General features: G+C 71.4%; 13 protein-coding genes. 7 read left to right on the forward strand and 6 right to left on the reverse strand.

What is annotated here, in order from left to right; all coding sequences use genetic code 11:
• Nucleotides 1-6: 6 nt before the first annotated feature.
• Together RGI145_RS05895 and RGI145_RS05900 are read left to right on the forward strand one after the other, a co-directional pair.
• Nucleotides 7-810 carry an ABC transporter ATP-binding protein gene (locus RGI145_RS05895; RefSeq protein WP_237183220.1) on the forward strand — a complete coding sequence of 268 codons (804 nt, stop codon included), beginning with the start codon at nucleotides 7-9 and terminating at the stop codon, nucleotides 808-810.
• The gene (locus tag RGI145_RS05900; protein WP_075797630.1) at nucleotides 807-3467 is read left to right on the forward strand and encodes an ABC transporter permease; all 2661 of its coding nucleotides are present in this window, start codon (nucleotides 807-809) and stop codon (nucleotides 3465-3467) included. Before RGI145_RS05895 ends, RGI145_RS05900 begins: the two co-directional genes overlap by 4 nt.
• Before the next feature lie 137 nt (nucleotides 3468-3604).
• Here RGI145_RS05900 and RGI145_RS05905 read toward each other — a convergent pair whose 3' ends face one another.
• Nucleotides 3605-5092 carry an amidase gene (locus tag RGI145_RS05905; RefSeq protein WP_208863934.1) on the reverse strand — a complete coding sequence of 496 codons (1488 nt, stop codon included), beginning with the start codon at nucleotides 5090-5092 and terminating at the stop codon, nucleotides 3605-3607.
• Nucleotides 5093-5407: 315 nt separating this feature from the next.
• Here RGI145_RS05905 and RGI145_RS05910 point away from each other — a divergent pair, with 315 nt between their 5' ends.
• The 5 genes from RGI145_RS05910 to RGI145_RS05925 all read left to right on the forward strand — a co-directional run bounded on the left by RGI145_RS05910 (nucleotide 5408) and on the right by RGI145_RS05925 (nucleotide 11505).
• The gene (locus tag RGI145_RS05910) at nucleotides 5408-6424 is read left to right on the forward strand and encodes a class I SAM-dependent methyltransferase (protein WP_237183221.1); all 1017 of its coding nucleotides are present in this window, start codon (nucleotides 5408-5410) and stop codon (nucleotides 6422-6424) included.
• 435 nt (nucleotides 6425-6859) lie between these two features.
• Nucleotides 6860-8152, forward strand: a complete 1293-nt coding sequence (locus tag RGI145_RS05915; RefSeq protein WP_075797632.1) for an MFS transporter — start codon at nucleotides 6860-6862, stop codon at nucleotides 8150-8152.
• A 190-nt stretch (nucleotides 8153-8342) separates the two neighbouring features.
• The gene (locus tag RGI145_RS05920) at nucleotides 8343-9836 is read left to right on the forward strand and encodes an amidase (RefSeq protein ID WP_075797633.1); all 1494 of its coding nucleotides are present in this window, start codon (nucleotides 8343-8345) and stop codon (nucleotides 9834-9836) included.
• A 158-nt stretch (nucleotides 9837-9994) separates the two neighbouring features.
• Nucleotides 9995-10264, forward strand: coding sequence for a hypothetical protein (locus RGI145_RS24945; RefSeq protein ID WP_156878446.1), 270 nt, complete (start codon nucleotides 9995-9997; stop codon nucleotides 10262-10264).
• A 440-nt stretch (nucleotides 10265-10704) separates the two neighbouring features.
• Nucleotides 10705-11505, forward strand: a complete 801-nt coding sequence (locus RGI145_RS05925; RefSeq protein ID WP_208863935.1) for a Bax inhibitor-1/YccA family protein — start codon at nucleotides 10705-10707, stop codon at nucleotides 11503-11505.
• A 161-nt stretch (nucleotides 11506-11666) separates the two neighbouring features.
• Here the strand turns inward: RGI145_RS05925 and RGI145_RS05930 are convergent, their stop codons facing one another.
• The 5 genes from RGI145_RS05930 to RGI145_RS05950 form a co-directional block, all read right to left on the reverse strand.
• The gene (locus tag RGI145_RS05930) at nucleotides 11667-12323 is read right to left on the reverse strand and encodes a CarD family transcriptional regulator (protein WP_208863936.1); all 657 of its coding nucleotides are present in this window, start codon (nucleotides 12321-12323) and stop codon (nucleotides 11667-11669) included.
• 358 nt (nucleotides 12324-12681) lie between these two features.
• Entirely contained in the window at nucleotides 12682-13014 is a 333-nt protein-coding gene (gene fdxA / locus RGI145_RS05935) for a ferredoxin FdxA (RefSeq protein WP_019461230.1), read from the reverse strand.
• 154 nt (nucleotides 13015-13168) lie between these two features.
• Nucleotides 13169-13642 carry a Cys-tRNA(Pro) deacylase gene (ybaK, locus tag RGI145_RS05940; protein WP_075797634.1) on the reverse strand — a complete coding sequence of 158 codons (474 nt, stop codon included), beginning with the start codon at nucleotides 13640-13642 and terminating at the stop codon, nucleotides 13169-13171.
• Between the two features lie 136 nt (nucleotides 13643-13778).
• Nucleotides 13779-14084 carry an RNA-binding S4 domain-containing protein gene (locus tag RGI145_RS05945; RefSeq protein ID WP_075797635.1) on the reverse strand — a complete coding sequence of 102 codons (306 nt, stop codon included), beginning with the start codon at nucleotides 14082-14084 and terminating at the stop codon, nucleotides 13779-13781.
• A 4-nt stretch (nucleotides 14085-14088) separates the two neighbouring features.
• Nucleotides 14089-17133 carry a helicase-related protein gene (locus RGI145_RS05950; protein ID WP_075797636.1) on the reverse strand — a complete coding sequence of 1015 codons (3045 nt, stop codon included), beginning with the start codon at nucleotides 17131-17133 and terminating at the stop codon, nucleotides 14089-14091.
• Between the last annotated feature and the right edge of the window lie 21 nt (nucleotides 17134-17154).

The raw sequence follows: 17154 nt of genomic DNA on the forward strand, positions 1-17154 counted from the left end.
TGGGCGATGCCGGACATGATGACCTCCTCCTCGCCCCCCGCCGGACCTCTCGTCGAGGCCCGGCGCGTGACCTTCAACGTGGTTGCCAGCGGCGGACCGGTCAACATCCTCAAGGGGCTGGACCTCTCGATCCGGGCGGGGGAGGCGGTGGGCATCGTCGGCCCCTCCGGCTCCGGCAAGACCTCTCTGCTGATGCTGCTGGCGGGGCTGGAGCGGGCGAGTTCCGGCACGCTGCGCGTGGCGGGCCAGGATCTGGGCGCGCTGGACGAGGATTCGCTGGCGCGGCTGCGGCGGGACCGGATCGGCATCGTCTTCCAGGCCTTCCATCTCGTGCCCACCATGACGGCGCGGGAGAACGTGGCCGTGCCGCTGGAATTCGCCGGGCGCCGCGATGCCTTCGAGCGCGCGGAGGCGGCGCTGCGCGAGGTCGGACTCGGCCACCGGCTCGACCACTATCCGGGCCAGCTTTCGGGCGGCGAGCAGCAGCGCGTGGCCCTGGCGCGGGCCTTCGTGGGGGAGCCGGCGCTGCTTCTCGCCGACGAGCCTACCGGCAATCTCGACCGCGCGACCGGCGAGACGGTGATGAACCTGCTGTTCGGCCTGCGCCAGCGCCTCGGCACGACGCTGGTGCTGATCACCCATGATCCCGCCCTGGCGGACCGCTGCGAACGTCAGGTGCGGATCGAGGATGGGCGGATCGTGTCCGACACCGCCACCCATGGCGGGTCGCCCGGCCGGCAGTCCGACCCTGCGGAAGCCACGGGCGGCGCCGCGCTGGATCTCGGCGTCGCGGGCTCCCCCTCGGCATGAGCGCCTCGGCCTTTCCGGGACAGGCCGCCGGGGGCGGGGCCTCCGCCGGCACGCTGGCCCTGGCCTGGCGCCTGGCGCGGCGCGAGCTGCGCGGCGGGGTGAAGGGGCTGCGCATCGTCCTGGCCTGCCTGGCCCTGGGCGTCGCTGCCATCGCCGCCGTCGGCACCCTGCGCGCCGCCGTCGAGAGCGGGCTGGCGGCCGATGGCGCGCGGCTCCTGGGCGGCGACCTGGAGGTCCGGGCCTCGCAGCGCCCGATGCCGGAGGAGGGACGACGCTGGCTGGAGGCGCAGGGCGCGCGGGTCAGCGAGGTGGTCTCCATGCGCGCCATGGCGGTGGCCCCCCATGTGGTCCCGTTGGCGGCCCCGCAGGCGGCAGGCGGCGGAACAGCGCCCGCCGGTGCGGAGGCGGAGCCGCGCTCCGGCACCGACCGCTCGCTGGTGGAGCTGAAGGCGGTGGACGGCGCCTACCCGCTCTATGGCACGCTGGAACTCGACCCGCCCGGCCCGCCGGACCACCCGTTGGGCGACAGCCCCGACGCGGAGGGCCGCTGGCCGCTGGCGCTGGACCGTCTGGTGCTCGACCGGCTGGGCCTGAAGGTGGGCGACACGGTGCGGATCGGCGAGGCGCGCTTCGTGCTGCGCGGCACCGTGGCCTCCGAGCCCGACAAGGTGGCCAGCGCCTTCCAGTTCGGGCCGCGCGCCATCGTCCCGCTCGCCGCCATCCCGGCGACGCAGCTCGTCCAGCCCGGCTCGCTCGTGACCTATGCCTATCGCCTCCGCCTGCCGCCGGGGACGGACGAGGCGCGCTTCACCGCCGCGCTGCGCGCCCAGAGCTTCGCCGACAGCGGCTGGCGCATCCGCGATGCCTCGGACGGCGCGCCGGGCGTGGGGCGCTTCGTGGACAATGCCGCCTCCTTCCTCACCCTGGCCGGGCTGACGGCGCTGCTGGTCGGCGGCATCGGCGTGGCCACCGGCGTGCGTGCCTGGCTGGACCGGCGCGCGCGGACCATCGCCACGCTGCGCTGCCTCGGTGCCCCGGCGCGCGTGATCTTCGCCACCTACCTGCTGCAGCTCCTGGTGCTCTCCGCGCTGGGGATCGCGATCGGCCTGCTGGGCGGCACGGGGCTGACCTGGCTGGCGGCCAAAGCCCTGGCCGGGGTGCTGCCGGTTCCGCCGCGCTTCGGCTTCTATCCGCTGCCGCTGCTCGTGGCGGCGGTCTATGGCCTGCTCGCGGCGCTCGCCTTCTCGCTCTGGCCACTGGGGCGGGCGCGGGAGATCCCCGGCGCGGCCCTGTTCCGCGATGTCGTGCAGCCCGTGGCCGGGCGCCCGCGCCTTTGGCTGCTGCTGGTGAACGGGATCATGATCGCCCTGCTGGTGGCGTTGGTCGTGCTCAGCTCCGAGCAGAAGCTCTTCGCCCTCTGGTTCTGCCTGGGCGCGGCGGTGACGCTGGCATTGTTCCGGGGCGGGGCCTGGGCGCTCCAGGCGCTGGCGCGGCGTTTCCGGGGCGTGCGGCGCCCCGAGCTGCGGCTGGGCCTCGCCAACCTGCACCGCCCCGGCGCGCCGACCGCGCTGATGCTGGTCTCGCTGGGCATCGGGCTCACCACCCTGGCGGCAGTGGCGCTGATCGAGGGCAACCTGCGCCGCCAGATCGGCGAGCAGATCCCGAACGGCGCGCCGAGCTTCTTCTTCATCGACATCCAGAACGACCAGGCGCAGCGCTTCGACGCGCTGGTGCGCGGCCTGCCGGGCGTGCACGAGGAACAGCGCGTGCCCTCGCTGCGCGCCCGCATCGTGGCGGTGAAGGGAATCCCGGTGGAGCAGCTCCGGGTCAGCGAGGACTCCGCCTGGGCGCTGCGCGGCGACCGTGGCCTGACCTATGCCGCGACGCCGCCGGAGGGCACGCGCCTCACCGCCGGGCAGTGGTGGGCGCCGGACTACAAGGGGCCGCCGCTGGTCTCGCTCGACGCCAATCTCGCGCGCGGCTGGGGCGTCGGCCTCGGCGACACGGTGGCGCTGAACATCCTGGGCCGCGACCTGGAGTTCCGCATCGCCTCGCTGCGCGACATCGAGTGGCGGGGGCTGGGGCTGAACTTCGCCCTGGTGGCCTCGCCCGGCCTGCTGGAAGCCGCGCCCCACACGCATATCGCCACGATCCGCGCCGACCAGGCGGCGGAGGGCGGCATCCTGCGCGCCGTGACCGATGCCTTCCCCAACGTCACCGGCATCAGCGTGCGCGAGGCGCTGGACGCGCTGGGCGAGATGCTCGGGCAGCTCGCCATGGCCATGACCTCCACGGCGGCGCTGACGCTGATCGCCGGGGCGCTGGTGCTGGCCGGCGCGGTGGCGGCGGGACAGGCGCGGCGCATCCGCGACGCGGTGGTGCTCAAGACGCTGGGCGCCACGCGCGCGCAGATCCGCAATGCCTGGCTGGTGGAGTTTGGCCTGCTCGGCGTGACGGCGGGGCTGATCGCGGCGGCGGCCGGAACGCTCGCCTCCTGGGGTGTGGTGCGCTTCGTGATGCGCATGGACTGGGTCTTCCTGCCCGGCACGCTGCTGCTGACCGTGCTGGGTTGCGCCGTGCTCACCCTCGGCATGGGCTGGGTGGGCACCGCTCTGGCGCTGCGGGTGCGCCCGGCGCCGCTGCTGCGGAACGAATAGCACCGGGACAGGGGAGGGGGCTGCCCTGCCCCCTCTTTGCTATCGGGTACATGGGGATGGCGCCGTTGCCGGCGGCCGAATAGCGGAAGGGGCCGGATCGTGGAAGGAGCCGGGGCGGCGCGTCCGCCCCGGTCGCCTCAGCCCGCCGTCACATGCACGCCGGGGCGCTTCCCATCGTTCCAGCGCCCGCCGATGGCGCGCTCGATCTGCGCCGCCAGTTGCAGCAGCACCCCGTCGCCCGCCTGCCGCGTCTGCGCCTGGATGCCGAGCGGCAACCCGCTTTCCTGCCAGGCGAGGGGCAGGGAGATGGCCGGGATGCCGCAGAGGTTGGAGAGCGGCGTATAGGCGAAGTTGCGCCAGAGATTGCCGAACCAGTCATAGACATCCGGATTGTCGCTGATCGTCAGGTACTCGGTGGTGCCGATCACCGGCGTCGGCAGGGCGGTGATCGGGGTGAGGATGATGTCCCAGTCCTCGAAGAACTCCCCGAAGGCGCGGGAGGTGCTGTTGAACACCGCCTGCATCCGCGCCCGCTCGGTGAAGCTGGTGTTGATCCCCGCCTCCCAGATGCGGATGTTGATCGGCTCCACCTTGTCGGCCGGCGGGCGGTCGAGGCCCAGCGGCGCGATCAGGTTGTTCACCGTCTGCGCGAAGTTGCTGACGTAGCAGGTGGTCTGCGCGGCGAAGGCGGCGCGGAAATCCACCCGCGGCAGCGCCCATTCGACATGGTGGCCCAGGCTTTCCAGCAGCCGGCCCACGCGCTCCAGCTCCGCCACGAAATGCGGCACGCCGCGGTAGTCGCCCCATTCATGCGACAGCGCGATGCGCAGCGGCCTCGGGTCGCGCCGGATCAGCGACGAATAGGGCTCGTCCGCCTTCCAGTAGGGCATGAACTCGCCCGGCGCGCCGCCGCGGCAGGCATCGACGAAGAGCGCCGTGTCGCGGACGCTGCGGCTGTGGCAGCCCTGGATGGAGACGAGGCCGGTCAGGTCCGAGGCATAGGGCGCGATGGAGAAGACGCCGCGCGAAGGCTTCAGCCCGATATTGCCGGTGGCGCCCGCCGGGATGCGGATCGAGCCGCCGCCATCCGTGGCATGCGAGATCGGCAGCACCCCCGCCGCCACCGCCGCCGCCGTGCCGGCGGAGGAGCCGTTGGTGGTGTAGCCCGTGTTCCAGGGATTGCGCGTCACATACATCGCCGGGTTCTCGGCGGCGGAGCAGCAGCCGAATTCGGGCGTGGTGGTGCGCCCCAGGATGTTCAGCCCGGCGCGGCGGATCTGCCCGGCGAGGAAGCTGTCCGCCTGCGCCCGGTTCCCCTGCATGAGATGCGAGCCCATCTCCTGCAACCGTCCCTTCAGGGTGGGGCCGAGATCCTTCATCAGATAGGGCACGCCGGCGAAGGGGCCGTCCGGGGCGGTGCCATCCCGGAAGGGCTCGGCGACGAGATCCTCGAAGACCTCGACCACGGCGCAGAGTTCCGGGTTCACCTTGGCGATGCCGGCGGCGGCCTGGGCGGCGAGTTCGGCCGCGCTCACCTCGCCGGCCCGGACGCGATCGGCCAGCGCCACCGCGTCATGCTTCGCCCATTCGTCCCAGCTCATCGCCAGCGTCATGTCGCGCCCCATCGGAAATGCGCCGCGAGCCTAGGTGAGAGGCATCCGGGGTCAAGGCCGCGCCGAAGGAAGGCCAGCGATGGATGGTGGCGCATATAAGTTCGATATCGAAATTAACTTGCCGTGGCGAGCCGGATGGATGCACGGTCAGCGGGGAGCTCTTCTCCGGTTCGCGGACGGGACGGCAGATGGCCATCGTCGCGACAGGCCACGCCCGACTTGCCTTCCGACCCCGCGACACGCCGGCCCGGTGCCGCGAACGGGACATGAATGCATCGGAGGACGACCAGGATGGACGAGGCAAGGCTTCATCAGGTGATAGGCCAGATGCTCGGCGATCTCGGGGGTGCCTGCAGCGTGGCACTCGTCCGTCTCGGTGACCGGCTGGGCCTCTACAAGGCGCTCCAGGCCCGGGGTCCCATGACCCCGGCCGAGCTGGCGGCGGAGGCGGGCGTGGCCGAACGCTATGCCCGGGAATGGCTCTCGCATCAGGCGGCCTCCGGTTACCTGTCCTACGATCCCGGCAGCGGACGCTTCACCCTGCCGCCGGAGCAGGCGATGCTCCTCGCCGACTCCGAGGGGCCGCTCTTCATGCAGGGCGGCTTCGACATGGCGGCCGCGCTGATGGACAACGAGCCGCTGGTGGAGCGCGCGTTCCGCAGCGGCAAGGGTGTCGGCTGGGGAGGGCAGGCGCCCTGCCTGTTCTGCGCCGTCGGGCGCTTCTTCCGCCCCGCCTATCAACGTGACCTCGTGGCGTCCTGGCTGCCCGCGCTCGGGGATGTCGTGGCGAAGCTGGAGCGGGGTGCGACGGTCGCCGATGTCGGCTGCGGCCATGGCTTCTCCACGATCCTGATGGCCCGGGCTTTCCCGAATTCGCGCTTCACCGGATACGACTTCCACGCGGGCTCGGTGGAACAGGCCCGGCTCCATGCGGAAGAGCATGGCGTGACGGCCAACACGCGGTTCGAGGTCGCCCTGGCCAGCGACTTCCCGGGCCAGGACTTCGATCTCGTGACCTTCTTCGACTGCCTGCACGACATGGGCGACCCGGTCGGGGCGGCCCGGCACGTGCTCCAGGCGCTGAAGCCGGAAGGCTGCTGGATGGTGGTCGAGCCGCGGGCGGGCGACCGGCTGGAGGAGAACCTGAACCCGGTGGGCCGCCTCTACTACGCGGCCTCGACCATGATCTGCGTGCCGACCTCGCTGGACCAGCCGGTGGGCGCCGCCCTCGGCGCGCAGGCGGGTTTCGCCCGCGTTTCCGACACCATCAGGGAAGGCGGCTTCCGCAACCTGCGCAAGGCGGCGGAAACGCCGTTCAGCATGGTCATCGAGGCGCGCCCGTAAAACATGCCGCGCTCCGCCGTGTCCGGGTGATCCCGTCCGGACGCGATCGCCTCCAGGCGCGGGCGGCCGCGCCCCCGGAAACGCCATAGGCCCCAGGGCCGCACCGGCACCGGCACCGGCACCGGCCAGCGCCGCCGCGCCCTTCCACCCTCACGCAGCACCATGTCGCACCCCACTGGCATCGGGCCACAAGCCCGGATGACGGGCCCCCTTGTGGCAGGACGGGCCGGATGGCGGCAGCCGTGCGGAATGCGAGGCTTCGTGAACCATTCGGTTACTTTTTTGCCCCGCACCACATAAATTACCTTAGAGATGGACGTTAATTAAGTAACCACAAGGTTACTTTCGCTTGGTGCCACCGTCCGGAAGTGGGAACCTCGGTCAGATCCGGGCGCAACGACGCCACGGACAGGGAAACGGACGGAGAGATTGCGGATGCCTCAGGCAGCCAAGCCCTGGCACGTCGTCATGGCCTGTTTTCTGGGCTGGACCATCGATGCCTTCGACTTCTTCATCCTGGTCTTCGTCGTGAGCGACGTTGCCCGGGAATTCGGCACCTCGATCACCACCATCACCTGGGCGCTCACCCTGACCCTCGGCCTGCGGCCCGTCGGCGCCCTGCTCTTCGGCCGCCTGGCCGACCGCTATGGCCGCAAGCCGGTGCTGATGGCGAATATCCTCAGCTTCTCGCTCCTCGCCGTGGCCACCGGCTTCGCGCCGAACCTGATGGTCTTCCTGCTGGTGCGCGCACTCTTCGGCATCGCCATGGGCGGCGAATGGGGGATCGGCGCCTCGCTCACCATGGAAAGCATCCCGGCCCGCTGGCGCGGCACCGTCTCCGGCATCCTCCAGTCGGGCTATTCCTTCGGCTACCTGCTGGCGGCACTGCTCTACGGCATCGGCTACTCGACGCTGGGCTGGCGCGGGCTCTTCCTGGCCGCCGTGGTGCCGGCCCTGCTGGTGCTCTACATCCGCCGCGCCGTGCCGGAGAGCCCGGCCTGGGAGCGGCAGCGGCAGGCGGGCGGAGTGGCGGCACGCGTTTCGCTCGGCCAGTCGCTGCGCCGCCACCGGCGCCTCTACCTCTATGCCATCCTGCTGATGACGGCGGCCGCCACCTTCAGCCATGGCACGCAGGACCTCTACCCCGTCTTCCTGCGGGAGCAGCACCACCTGGGCGCTCGGGAGATCTCGATCCTGGCGGTGATCTTCAACATCGGCGCCATCCTCGGCAGCCTCTGCGGCGGCTCGCTCTCGCAGATCATCGGGCGCCGTCGCCAGCTCGCCCTGGCCAGCGGCCTTGCGCTGCTGCTGCTGCCTTTCTGGGCCAGCGCCTCCGGCGTGGTGGCGCTCGGCGCCACGGCCTTCCTGATGCAGTTCCTGGTCCAGTGCACCTTCGGCGTGATGCCCGCGCATCTGAACGAGATCTCGCCGCCCGAGGCGCGGGCGACCTTTCCCGGCTTCACCTATCAGTTCGGCAACATGCTCGCGGCGGGCAACGCGACGGTGCAGGCCGCGCTCGCCGCGTCCTTCGGCGGCAATTACGGACTGGGCCTGGGCATCGTCGTGGCGGTCGGCGCCGTGGCCTTCTGCCTGCTCGCGCTGTTCGGCGTGGAGGCGAAGGAGACGGACATGTCGATCGATCCCGTTCTGCCGCCGGAACCGGCCTCCGCCCCGGTGTTGCCCCTGGGGCAGCCCAAGGGACAGCCGATCTCCCCCCGACTGGTCTGAGCGTCCTCCCCGGCGGGGCGGGCCAACCGCCCCGCCATGCGTCCGGTCCGCCCCCGGGGCTCTTGTGCGGCGGCCCCGCTGCTTCCAACCTGCGCGGGCCCGAGGCGCCCGGCTCCGCATTCGCGGCCGGCATGGCGGCGGCCTGCGGCACGACCCGGCGCCACGGGCGTCCGACTTCGAGGAACCACCGATGACCGAACCCTGTGATCTGTCCGCCGTCGAGGCGCGCGCGCTGATCGGCGAGAAGAAGCTCTCCGCCACCGAGCTGCTGGAAAGCTGCATCGCCCGCATCGAGGCGGTGGATCACGCGGTGAACGCCATGGTGGCACGCGATTACGACCGTGCCCGCGCGGCGGCGAAGGAGGCCGATGCGGCGGTGGCGCGCGGCGATGCGCTGCCGGCCCTGCATGGCCTGCCGATCGGTGTGAAGGACCTGGAGGATGTGGCCGGGCTGCGCACCACCTATGGCAGCACGCTGTTCCGCGACCATGTGCCGGAAAAGGACCAGCTGATCGTCGCCCATACCCGCAAGGCGGGGGCGGTCGTGCTCGGCAAGACCAACACGCCCGAATGGGGCGCCGGCGCCAATACCCGCAACGCCGTCTATGGCGCCACGGGCAACCCCTTCGACCCGTCGCTTTCGGCGGCGGGCTCCTCGGGCGGTTCGGGCGTGGCGCTGGCCTGCGGCATGGTGCCCATCGCCACCGGCTCCGACACCGGCGGCTCGCTGCGCAACCCGGCGGCCTATAACGGCATCGTCGGCTTCCGCCCGACGCCGGGCCTGGTGCCGAACGAGAAGAAGCCGCTGGGCTGGGCCGCGCTCGGCGTGCTCGGGCCGATGGCGCGCACCGTTCCGGATCTCTGCCTGCTGCTGTCCGCCATGGTCGGCGACGATGCCGGCGATCCGCTGGCCACCACCATCGAGGGCCGGCAGGTGCGCCGCCCGGAGGACTTCGCCGTGCCGGGCGCGGTGGATCTCGCCTCGCTGAAGGTGGCGCTGACGCCGGATTTCGGCTTCGCCCCGACCGAGAAGCACATCCGCGCGGTTTTCGCCGAGAAGACCGGCCTGTTCCGCCATGTCTTCGCCCGGGCGGAGGATACCACCCCGGACTGCGCCGGTGCCGACGAGTCCTTCGAGGTGCTGCGCGCGCTCTCCTTCATTGCCGGCTTCCACGAGAAGGTGCGGGACACGCCGGACCAGGTCGGCCCCAATGTCCGCGCGAATGTGGAGGAAGGGCTGGGCTACAGCGCGCTCGACGTGGCGCAGGCGATGAAGCTCCAGACGGCGATGTACAAGCGCTGGCAGGGCTTCTTCGCGGTCCACGATGTCATCCTGGCCCCGGCCGTCACGCTCAGCCCGCGCCCCTGGACCGAGCTCTACCCGGCCGAGATCGACGGCAAGCCGACCCGGACCTACTTCCACTGGCTGGCGCTCGCCTATGCCGCGACCCTGGTCGGGCACCCCGCCATCTCCCTGCCGGTGGGGCTGGACCATAACGGCATGCCCTTCGGCCTGCAGATCGTCGGGCCCCGCGGCGGCGATGCCAAGGTGCTGGCCGTCGCGGCGGCGCTGGAGCGCCTGCTGGCCGGGGATCCGCGCACGGCCCGGCCGGTGCCGGACATGGCGAAGCTCAAGGCCGCCACGCCGCTGCGCGAGAGCCCGGGCTTCATGGGCTTCGGCTGAGCCAGGGCACCGGGGCAGGACGGGCGTGCCGGAGGGGCCATCCCTCCGGCGGCCGTTTCGCCGGGACATCCGATCAGCCCGGAAAACGAAAACAGGGACTGACATTCTCACGAAATATCATTAAAAAGACAATTGAAGTCATTTTGGATTGCGCATCCATGCACAGCTTCCTGCCCCGCGCCCCAGGTCGCTACCCCTGGCAGGGGACCGAGAGCGCGGAGGAAGTCTGGGGCAGCGGCTGGGCCGATACGACCTGGGGCACGGCGACCGTGCCCGCCCCGCCTCCTGCCGGGGTCGGGACGTCGCGCGAATCGGGCCGCGCAACGACATGGGCCATGCGGGCGACGGCGCAGACCCTCGTACAGCCGCCACCCGCGACACGGCTTCCGGCATCCGACGGAGATGCGGAACAGACCTGGATGGGCTGATTTCGGGCAACCGGGCCCGGCGAGTGCCAATCCGTCACCATTTGCAATCCGCAGGACATGGAAAGCCCATGGTCCTTCCTCCCCCAGCGCATCATCTTTCCCTGCGGAAGAGGAGGTTTTCCCGGCATGTCCCGGATCGGGCTCGCGGTTTCCGTCATGAAGGACGGCCAGCCGTCACACCGTGTCCGGGCCCGCACAATAGCCGGCCGCTGGCGGCGGGATCGTGCTATCCTGCCAGGACGTGTCGGGTGCGGCCCCATGCCGCCGCTTCCCGCCCGGGGAGGAAGGGAAGGGACCCCGATCGCGGCTCCTGGCGCGAGGCAGCCCGAAGGGCCGGGCCGCTCTCGGCCATTGATCCGCATTACAGAATGTCCATATAATTCCGCGACCGCGGGGATGGCCCAAACCTCATTCCCGCCAGGAGGAGTCCTAAACACACCATGGCACTGCGTCCCGACAACCGCTTCACGACCGGCGGCTCGGCGTGGACCCAGCCTCTGGGGCGGGCGAGCACGGATGCCGCCGTCCTGGATGCCGGGCTCCGCGCCTATATGCTGCGGGTCTATAACTGGATGGCCTCCGGCCTCGCGCTGACCGGCATCGTTGCCTATGTCATCGCGAACACCGCGCTGTCCCAGGCCTTCTACACCGTGGGCCGTACCCAGTCCGGCTACCTCGTCACGCAGCCCACGCTGCTGGGCTGGGCCGCGATCCTGGCGCCGCTGGCCTTCGTGCTGGTGCTGTCCTTCGGCGTGAACCGCATGCAGAAGACGACGGTGCAGGCGCTGTTCTGGGCCTTCGCCGCGGCGATGGGCGCCAGCATGGCGAACCTCTTCGTCATCTACGCGGGCACCTCGATCGCCACGACCTTCTTCGTGACGGCCGGCATGTTCGCGGCGGTCAGCATCTACGGCTACACCACCAATCGCGACCTGACCCGCATGGGCAGCTTCCTGATGATGGGCCTGATCGGCATCATCATCGCCGGGCTGGTCAACATGTTCGTCGGCTCCACGGCGCTGCAGTTCGGCATCAGCGTGCTGGGCGTGCTGATCTTCGTGGGCCTGACCGCCTATGACACGCAGCGCATCAAGGCGGACTACATCGAGTACGCCTATGCCGAGGGCAGCGACGAGGCCGCCAAGCGTTCCGTCTTCGACGCGCTGGGCCTTTACCTGAACTTCGTGAACCTGTTCCAGTTCATGCTGCAGTTCATGGGCGTGCGGAACCAGTCCAACTGATCGATCCCGGCCCCGCCCCAGGCGAGGGCCGGAACGGCGAAAGGCCCCGGGGAGCGATCCCCGGGGCCTTTTCCATATCCCCCGCCGGCCGGCTGCGGATGGCCGGGGAAAGGAAGCCTCTCCCCGGCACGCCCCCGCCCCCATGCCGGGGGGTAAAGGGATCACTCCCCCTTGTCGGCGCTCTTGTCGGCCTTGTTCAGGTGCTCCATCAGCTTCACCGTAGCCTTGATCTTGTCCGTGGCATCGCGCGCCGCGACCTCCATGGCCAAGCGGTCCAGCGCCAGCTCATAGATCTGCCGCTCGGAGAAGGACTGGTCCGGCTGCCCGGCATTGCGGTGCAGGTCGCGCACCACCTCGGCGATGGCGATCGGGTCGCCGCTGTTGATCTTCTGCTCGTATTCCTGGGCGCGGCGCGACCACATGGTGCGCTTGATGCGGGCCTTGCCGCGCAGGGTCGCCATGGCCTCGTCCATCACCTTCGGCGAGGCGAGCTTGCGCAGGCCCGAGGAAGGCGCCTTGGCCATGGGCACCTTCAGCGTCATCCGGTTCTCCTCGAAGGTGATCACGATCACCTTCAGGGTCGTGCCGGCGACGGGCACTTCCTCGATGCCCTGCACCTGGCCCACGCCATGGGTCGGATAGACCACATGGTCGCCCGCCTTGAAGTCCTTGCCCTGGTTGCCGAGTGGCTTGGGCGGCGGGGCGGGGCGGATCGGACCGCTGGGAACGGAGCTGGCCTGGCTTTCCTCGGCACGGGGCTCGGGGCTGGCGGGGGCGGCGTCGGCCACGGTCTCTTCCGGCTTCGGATCAGCACTCATGCCCGGCCACTCCCTTGCTGGTTCCATCCGGATATGACGCCGGCGCTTGCGCGGGAGCCTTCATTCTCTACCTCCAGTGCGGATGAACGCGACCCCGCGGCGAGGGCTGCCTTCTCCGGATCGGGCCATGCCCATCCCCCCGGTCCCACCCTGCTGGAACGGAACCGGCCGGGCGGCGGAACGGGCCCGCCACGGGAGATTGGGGATGCTTTGACCGAAAACGAGCGGCCCCATAGCAGAAAATACGCCCCTCGTCACATGCGGGGTGCGGGCGGGCGAAACGCCGGCTGGGACAGGGAGACCGCCGGGGAGAAGCCGGGAAGGGGCGGCGGGCCGGAAAGCCTGCCGCCAGCGGCGCTCAGGGCTTGCCGGGGTTGGGGCTCAGCAGGCCGGCCTTGTCCGGCTTGCCGTTCCACTCCTCCGCATCCGCCGGCGCCTCGCCCTTGCGGGTGATGTTGGGCCATTGCTGGGCATAGGTCCGGTTGACCTCGGCCCAGGCGGTCGCGCGGTCGTCGCTGTCCGGCAGGATCGCCTCGGCGGGACATTCCGGCTCGCAGACGCCGCAGTCGATGCACTCATCCGGATGGATGACCAGGAAGTTCTCGCCGACGTAGAAGCAGTCCACGGGACACACCTCGACGCAGTCCATGTACTTGCAGCGGATGCAGTTCTCGGTGACGACGTAGGTCACTGCGGCAGTCTCCTGTCCGGTATCTCTTCCGGCACGCTGGCGAAAGTTCCGGCGTCACATGGCGCGAACGGGGCTTCCCGGCAAGCCGTCCAGGCCGCCGGGCTGCCCCGAGGGGACATCTCCCCTGTGCGCCGTCCCCTGTGCGCCGGCCGCGTCAGGCCATGAGGCGCAGGGCCACGGCCTCCAGCGCGGCCCGGGCCTCCGCCGGGGCGAGGCGCAACTGCAGGCCACGCTGGCCGCCATTCACGAAGACATAGGGTTCGGCCAGGGCGGCCTCCTCGATCGCCGTGGGCAGGCGGCGCCGCTGTCCGAAGGGGCTGATGCCGCCGACATGATAGCCGGTGAGCCGTTCCGCTTCCCCGGGCGGCATCATCTCCGCCGATTTCCCGCCGAAACCGGCGGCGAGGCGCTTCATGCTCACCTCCTGGTCCGAGGGCAGCAGCACGCAGACGGGCCTGCCGTCCACACGGGCCAGCAGGGTCTTCAGCACGCGCGACGGCGGCTCGCCGATGGCCTCCGCCGCCTGGAGGCCGATGCGCTCCGCCCCCGGGGCATAGTCGTAGTGCCGGCGCTCATAGGCGATGCCGGCCTTGTCGAGGAAGCGTGTGGCGGGGGTGGCATTCGACATGGAGCCCGATCCGGCGGAATGGCGCTGCCGGCGGAGGGGCCGCGCGGCCTGCGGGGGGCGGCAGTCTAGGCCGGGTGGCGGGGACCAGGGATGGCGCGGTAGGAAACCCTGCTCCACCGCTGGAGCGAAGCCGCGTTCAGTCCACCAGCTCCTCGTAGAGCCGCCGGGCCTCGGGCGCCGGGCCACGGCGCTGGGCGAGGGACAGGACACGCCAGACCTGGATACGCCCGTGCTCGGGCCCGCCCAGCGCCAGGGTCAGCACATCCCCGGCGCGCAGCCGGGCATGGGCCTTCTCCACCGGCTGGCGGTTCAGGCGGACGGCACCGGCCTCGACCAGCCGGGAGCAGGCCGCGCGGGTCTTGGCCACCCGCGCGCACCAGAGCCAGGCATCCAGCCGCTGCCAGTCCCGGCCCTCCTCCGGGCCTTCGCCCGCGCCGCTCAAGCCCTCACTTGCCGAGCTTCAGCTTGGCCAGGGCCGCGAAGGGGCTGTCCGGATCGGGGCCGGAGTCACGCTTGCCACCGATCTGGAAGACCCTCGGCTCGCGGTCGCCCCCCCTCCGGTCGCGGTCGGAGAAGGGACGGTCGCCCCTCGGACGGTCGCCGCGCGGCCTGTCGCCCCCCTGCCTGTTTCCCTGGGGCCTGTCTCCCTGCGGCCTGTCTCCTCGGGGCCTGTCGCCCCCGGAACGCTCGCCGCGCTCCTTGTCGCCACCCTGGCCCGGGCCCTTGCCGTGGCGCTCGTCGCGGCGGCCATGGCGGTTGCCTTCGCGCGGCCTCTCGTCGCGCGGGCGCGGCGCTCCGTCCGGGGTTCCGGAGGCCGGCTGCCCGCCCTGACCCTCGGCCCCTTGACCCTCGGCCCCCTGGACCTCGGCCGCAGCCGGGTTCTCCCCTTCGGCGGCGGTGGCCGGCGCAGGGCGGTTCGCCCCACGGCCTTCCCCTTGGCCACTCCCCTGGCCACCCCGCTCGCGCCCCCGTCCGCCCTGGCCAGCGCCGGGCTGGCCCCGGCCGCGATGGTCATGGCGCCCGTGGCGGTGATGGTCCTCGCGCCGTGCGGCCACCATCAGAGGCGCCGGCGGGCCGAACATCTCGTCCGGCAGCGGCTCGGCATTCAGCAGGCGGAAGCCCAGAGCCGTCAGCGCCGGGGCCAGGGCCTCGGCCTTCACGCCCAGGCGGCTGGCGATATCGCCGGGCAGCAGCGCCGGGGCGCGCCGGGTCAGATGACCCAGCTCGCCCGCCACGCGCTCCGCGACATCGAGGCGGATCATCACCTCGCCCGCCAGCACCCAGCCCATCTGCGCGGCGAAGCCGGCGGGCCAGTTGGAGGGTGGGGTGATCGAGACCAGCCCGCCCACCGGCAACGGCGGCACCGCGCTCTCGGCGGCCAGTGCCCAGAGCTGCGCGCGCAGCGCCATGGGCCTGGGCTTCAGCATCTCCGGCAGATAGAGGGCGAAGCGCCCCGCCCGCACGCCGATGCCCTTCAGCTTCGCGCGGAGCTCCGGGGTGATCTCCCGCTCCGTGCCGCCGGGCACCAGGCCCAGATATTCCCGCAGCCGGAAGAGATGGCCACGCAGGCTGGAATCCTCGGCCGCCTTGGTCTCGGCGGCCTCCAGCGGCGCCATGGCCTTCTTGATCGTGTTCTCCAGCCAGGTCGCCAGCCGGGCGCGCACGCGCTCCCGCTGGGCGCTGTCCAGGAACTCGGAGTTCAGCGGCTCGACCAGCGGCTTGTCCGCGCTCGGCCCGGCCTTGAGCCGCGCGATCTCGGCCGCCTCGTGACCGGGCGATCCGGGGGGCGGGGAGCCGGGCAGGGTCCAGGTGACGCGCTGCAGCGGGGTCAGGCCAAAGGCGTCGTCGTTGCTCGCCTCCAGCAGGGAGACGCGGCGCGGCATCTCCTCCTTCAGGGCCCGGCGGGCGGCGCGGAGCAGGGCCTTGCGCTCCTCCTCGCCGGCCCCGGCCTCGGTCGCGGCCTCGAAGTTGAAGCCGGAGATCTTGCCGACCGGATGGCCCTCGACCACCACCTCGCCCCGGCGGGTGACGGCGGAAAGCAGCTCCTCCTCGCCATCGTCCAGCTTGCGCATCAGATGGGCGGCGCGGCGGTCCACGAAACGGGCGGTCAGGCGCTCATGCAGCGCGTCGGAGACCCGGTCCTCGGCCTCCCGCGCCTCGCCCTGGAAGCGGGCGGCGTCGCGGAACCAGTCATTGCGCACGGCGACGAAGCTCCAGACCCGGATCGAGGCGAGGCGGGCCATCAGCGTGTCGAGGTCGCCCTCGATGCTGTTGCAGGACGCGATGCCGGAGGCGATCCAGTCCTCCGGCAGATGCCCGTCCTGGGCCAGATGCTTGAAGGCGCGGGCGCAGAAGTTCTGGTGCGTCTCGTCGGCCAGCTTGCGGAAGTCCGGGATCTGGCAGGCCTCCCAGAGCAGCGCGACGCGGGAGCGGCTGTTGGCCAGGCCGCGGACATCCTCCATCCGTGCCAGGGCGGCGAGAGTGATGTGGTCGTCCGCGTCGTTGCCCTTGGCCAGCCCGGCAAAGGGCGGCGGGGCGGCGAGGCTTTCCAGCAGCGCCTCGGGCGAGGCGAAGTCGAGCGCCGAATTCCGCCAGGCCAGCGTCTGCAGCGGCTCGAACTGGTGGCTCTCGATCTTCTCGACGATCTCGTCCGACAAGGGCGGGCAGTCGGCGGTGACGCCGAAGGTGCCGTCGCGCATGCCGCGCCCGGCGCGGCCGGCGATCTGCGCGGCCTCCTGGGCGCTCAGCTCGCGCGAGCGGTGGCCGTCGAACTTGGTGAGCGAGGCGAAGGCGACATGGTCCACATCCATGTTCAGCCCCATGCCGATGGCGTCCGTGGCCACCAGGAAATCCACCTCCCGCTCCTGGTACAGCGCCACCTGGGCGTTGCGGGTGCGGGGGGACAGGCGGCCCATGACCACGGCGCAGCCGCCCCGGCGGCGGCGGATGGCCTCGGCGATGGCATAGACCTCGCCGGCGGAGAAGGCGACGACGGCGGAGCGCGGCGGCAGGCGGGTGAGCTTGGCCGGGCCGGCATAGGTGAGCTGGGACAGGCGGGGGCGGGTCTCGATCTCCGCCCGGGGCACGAGGCGCTGGAGCAGCGGCCGGATGGTTTCGGCGCCGAGGAACATGGTTTCCACCATGCCGCGGGCATGCAGCAGCCGGTCGGTGAAGACGTGGCCCCGGTCCGGATCGGCGCAGAGCTGGATCTCGTCCACCGCCAGGAACTCGACCTTCCGGTCGAGCGGCATGGCCTCCACCGTACAGGCGAACCACCTCGCCTCGGGCGGGATGATCTTCTCCTCGCCGGTGATCAGGGCGACGTGCTGCTCGCCCTTGGCGGCCACCATCCGGTCGTAGTTCTCGCGCGCCAGGAGGCGCAGCGGGAAGCCGATGATGCCGGAGCTGTGCGCGAGCATCCGCGTGATGGCGAGATGCGTCTTGCCGGTGTTGGTCGGCCCCAGGACAGCCTTGACCCGGGGCTCGAACATCTGCGTGTCGTGGTGACTCAT

Origin of the sequence: Roseomonas gilardii (assembly GCF_001941945.1) — a bacterium.
Taxonomy (GTDB): Bacteria; Pseudomonadota; Alphaproteobacteria; order Acetobacterales; family Acetobacteraceae; genus Roseomonas.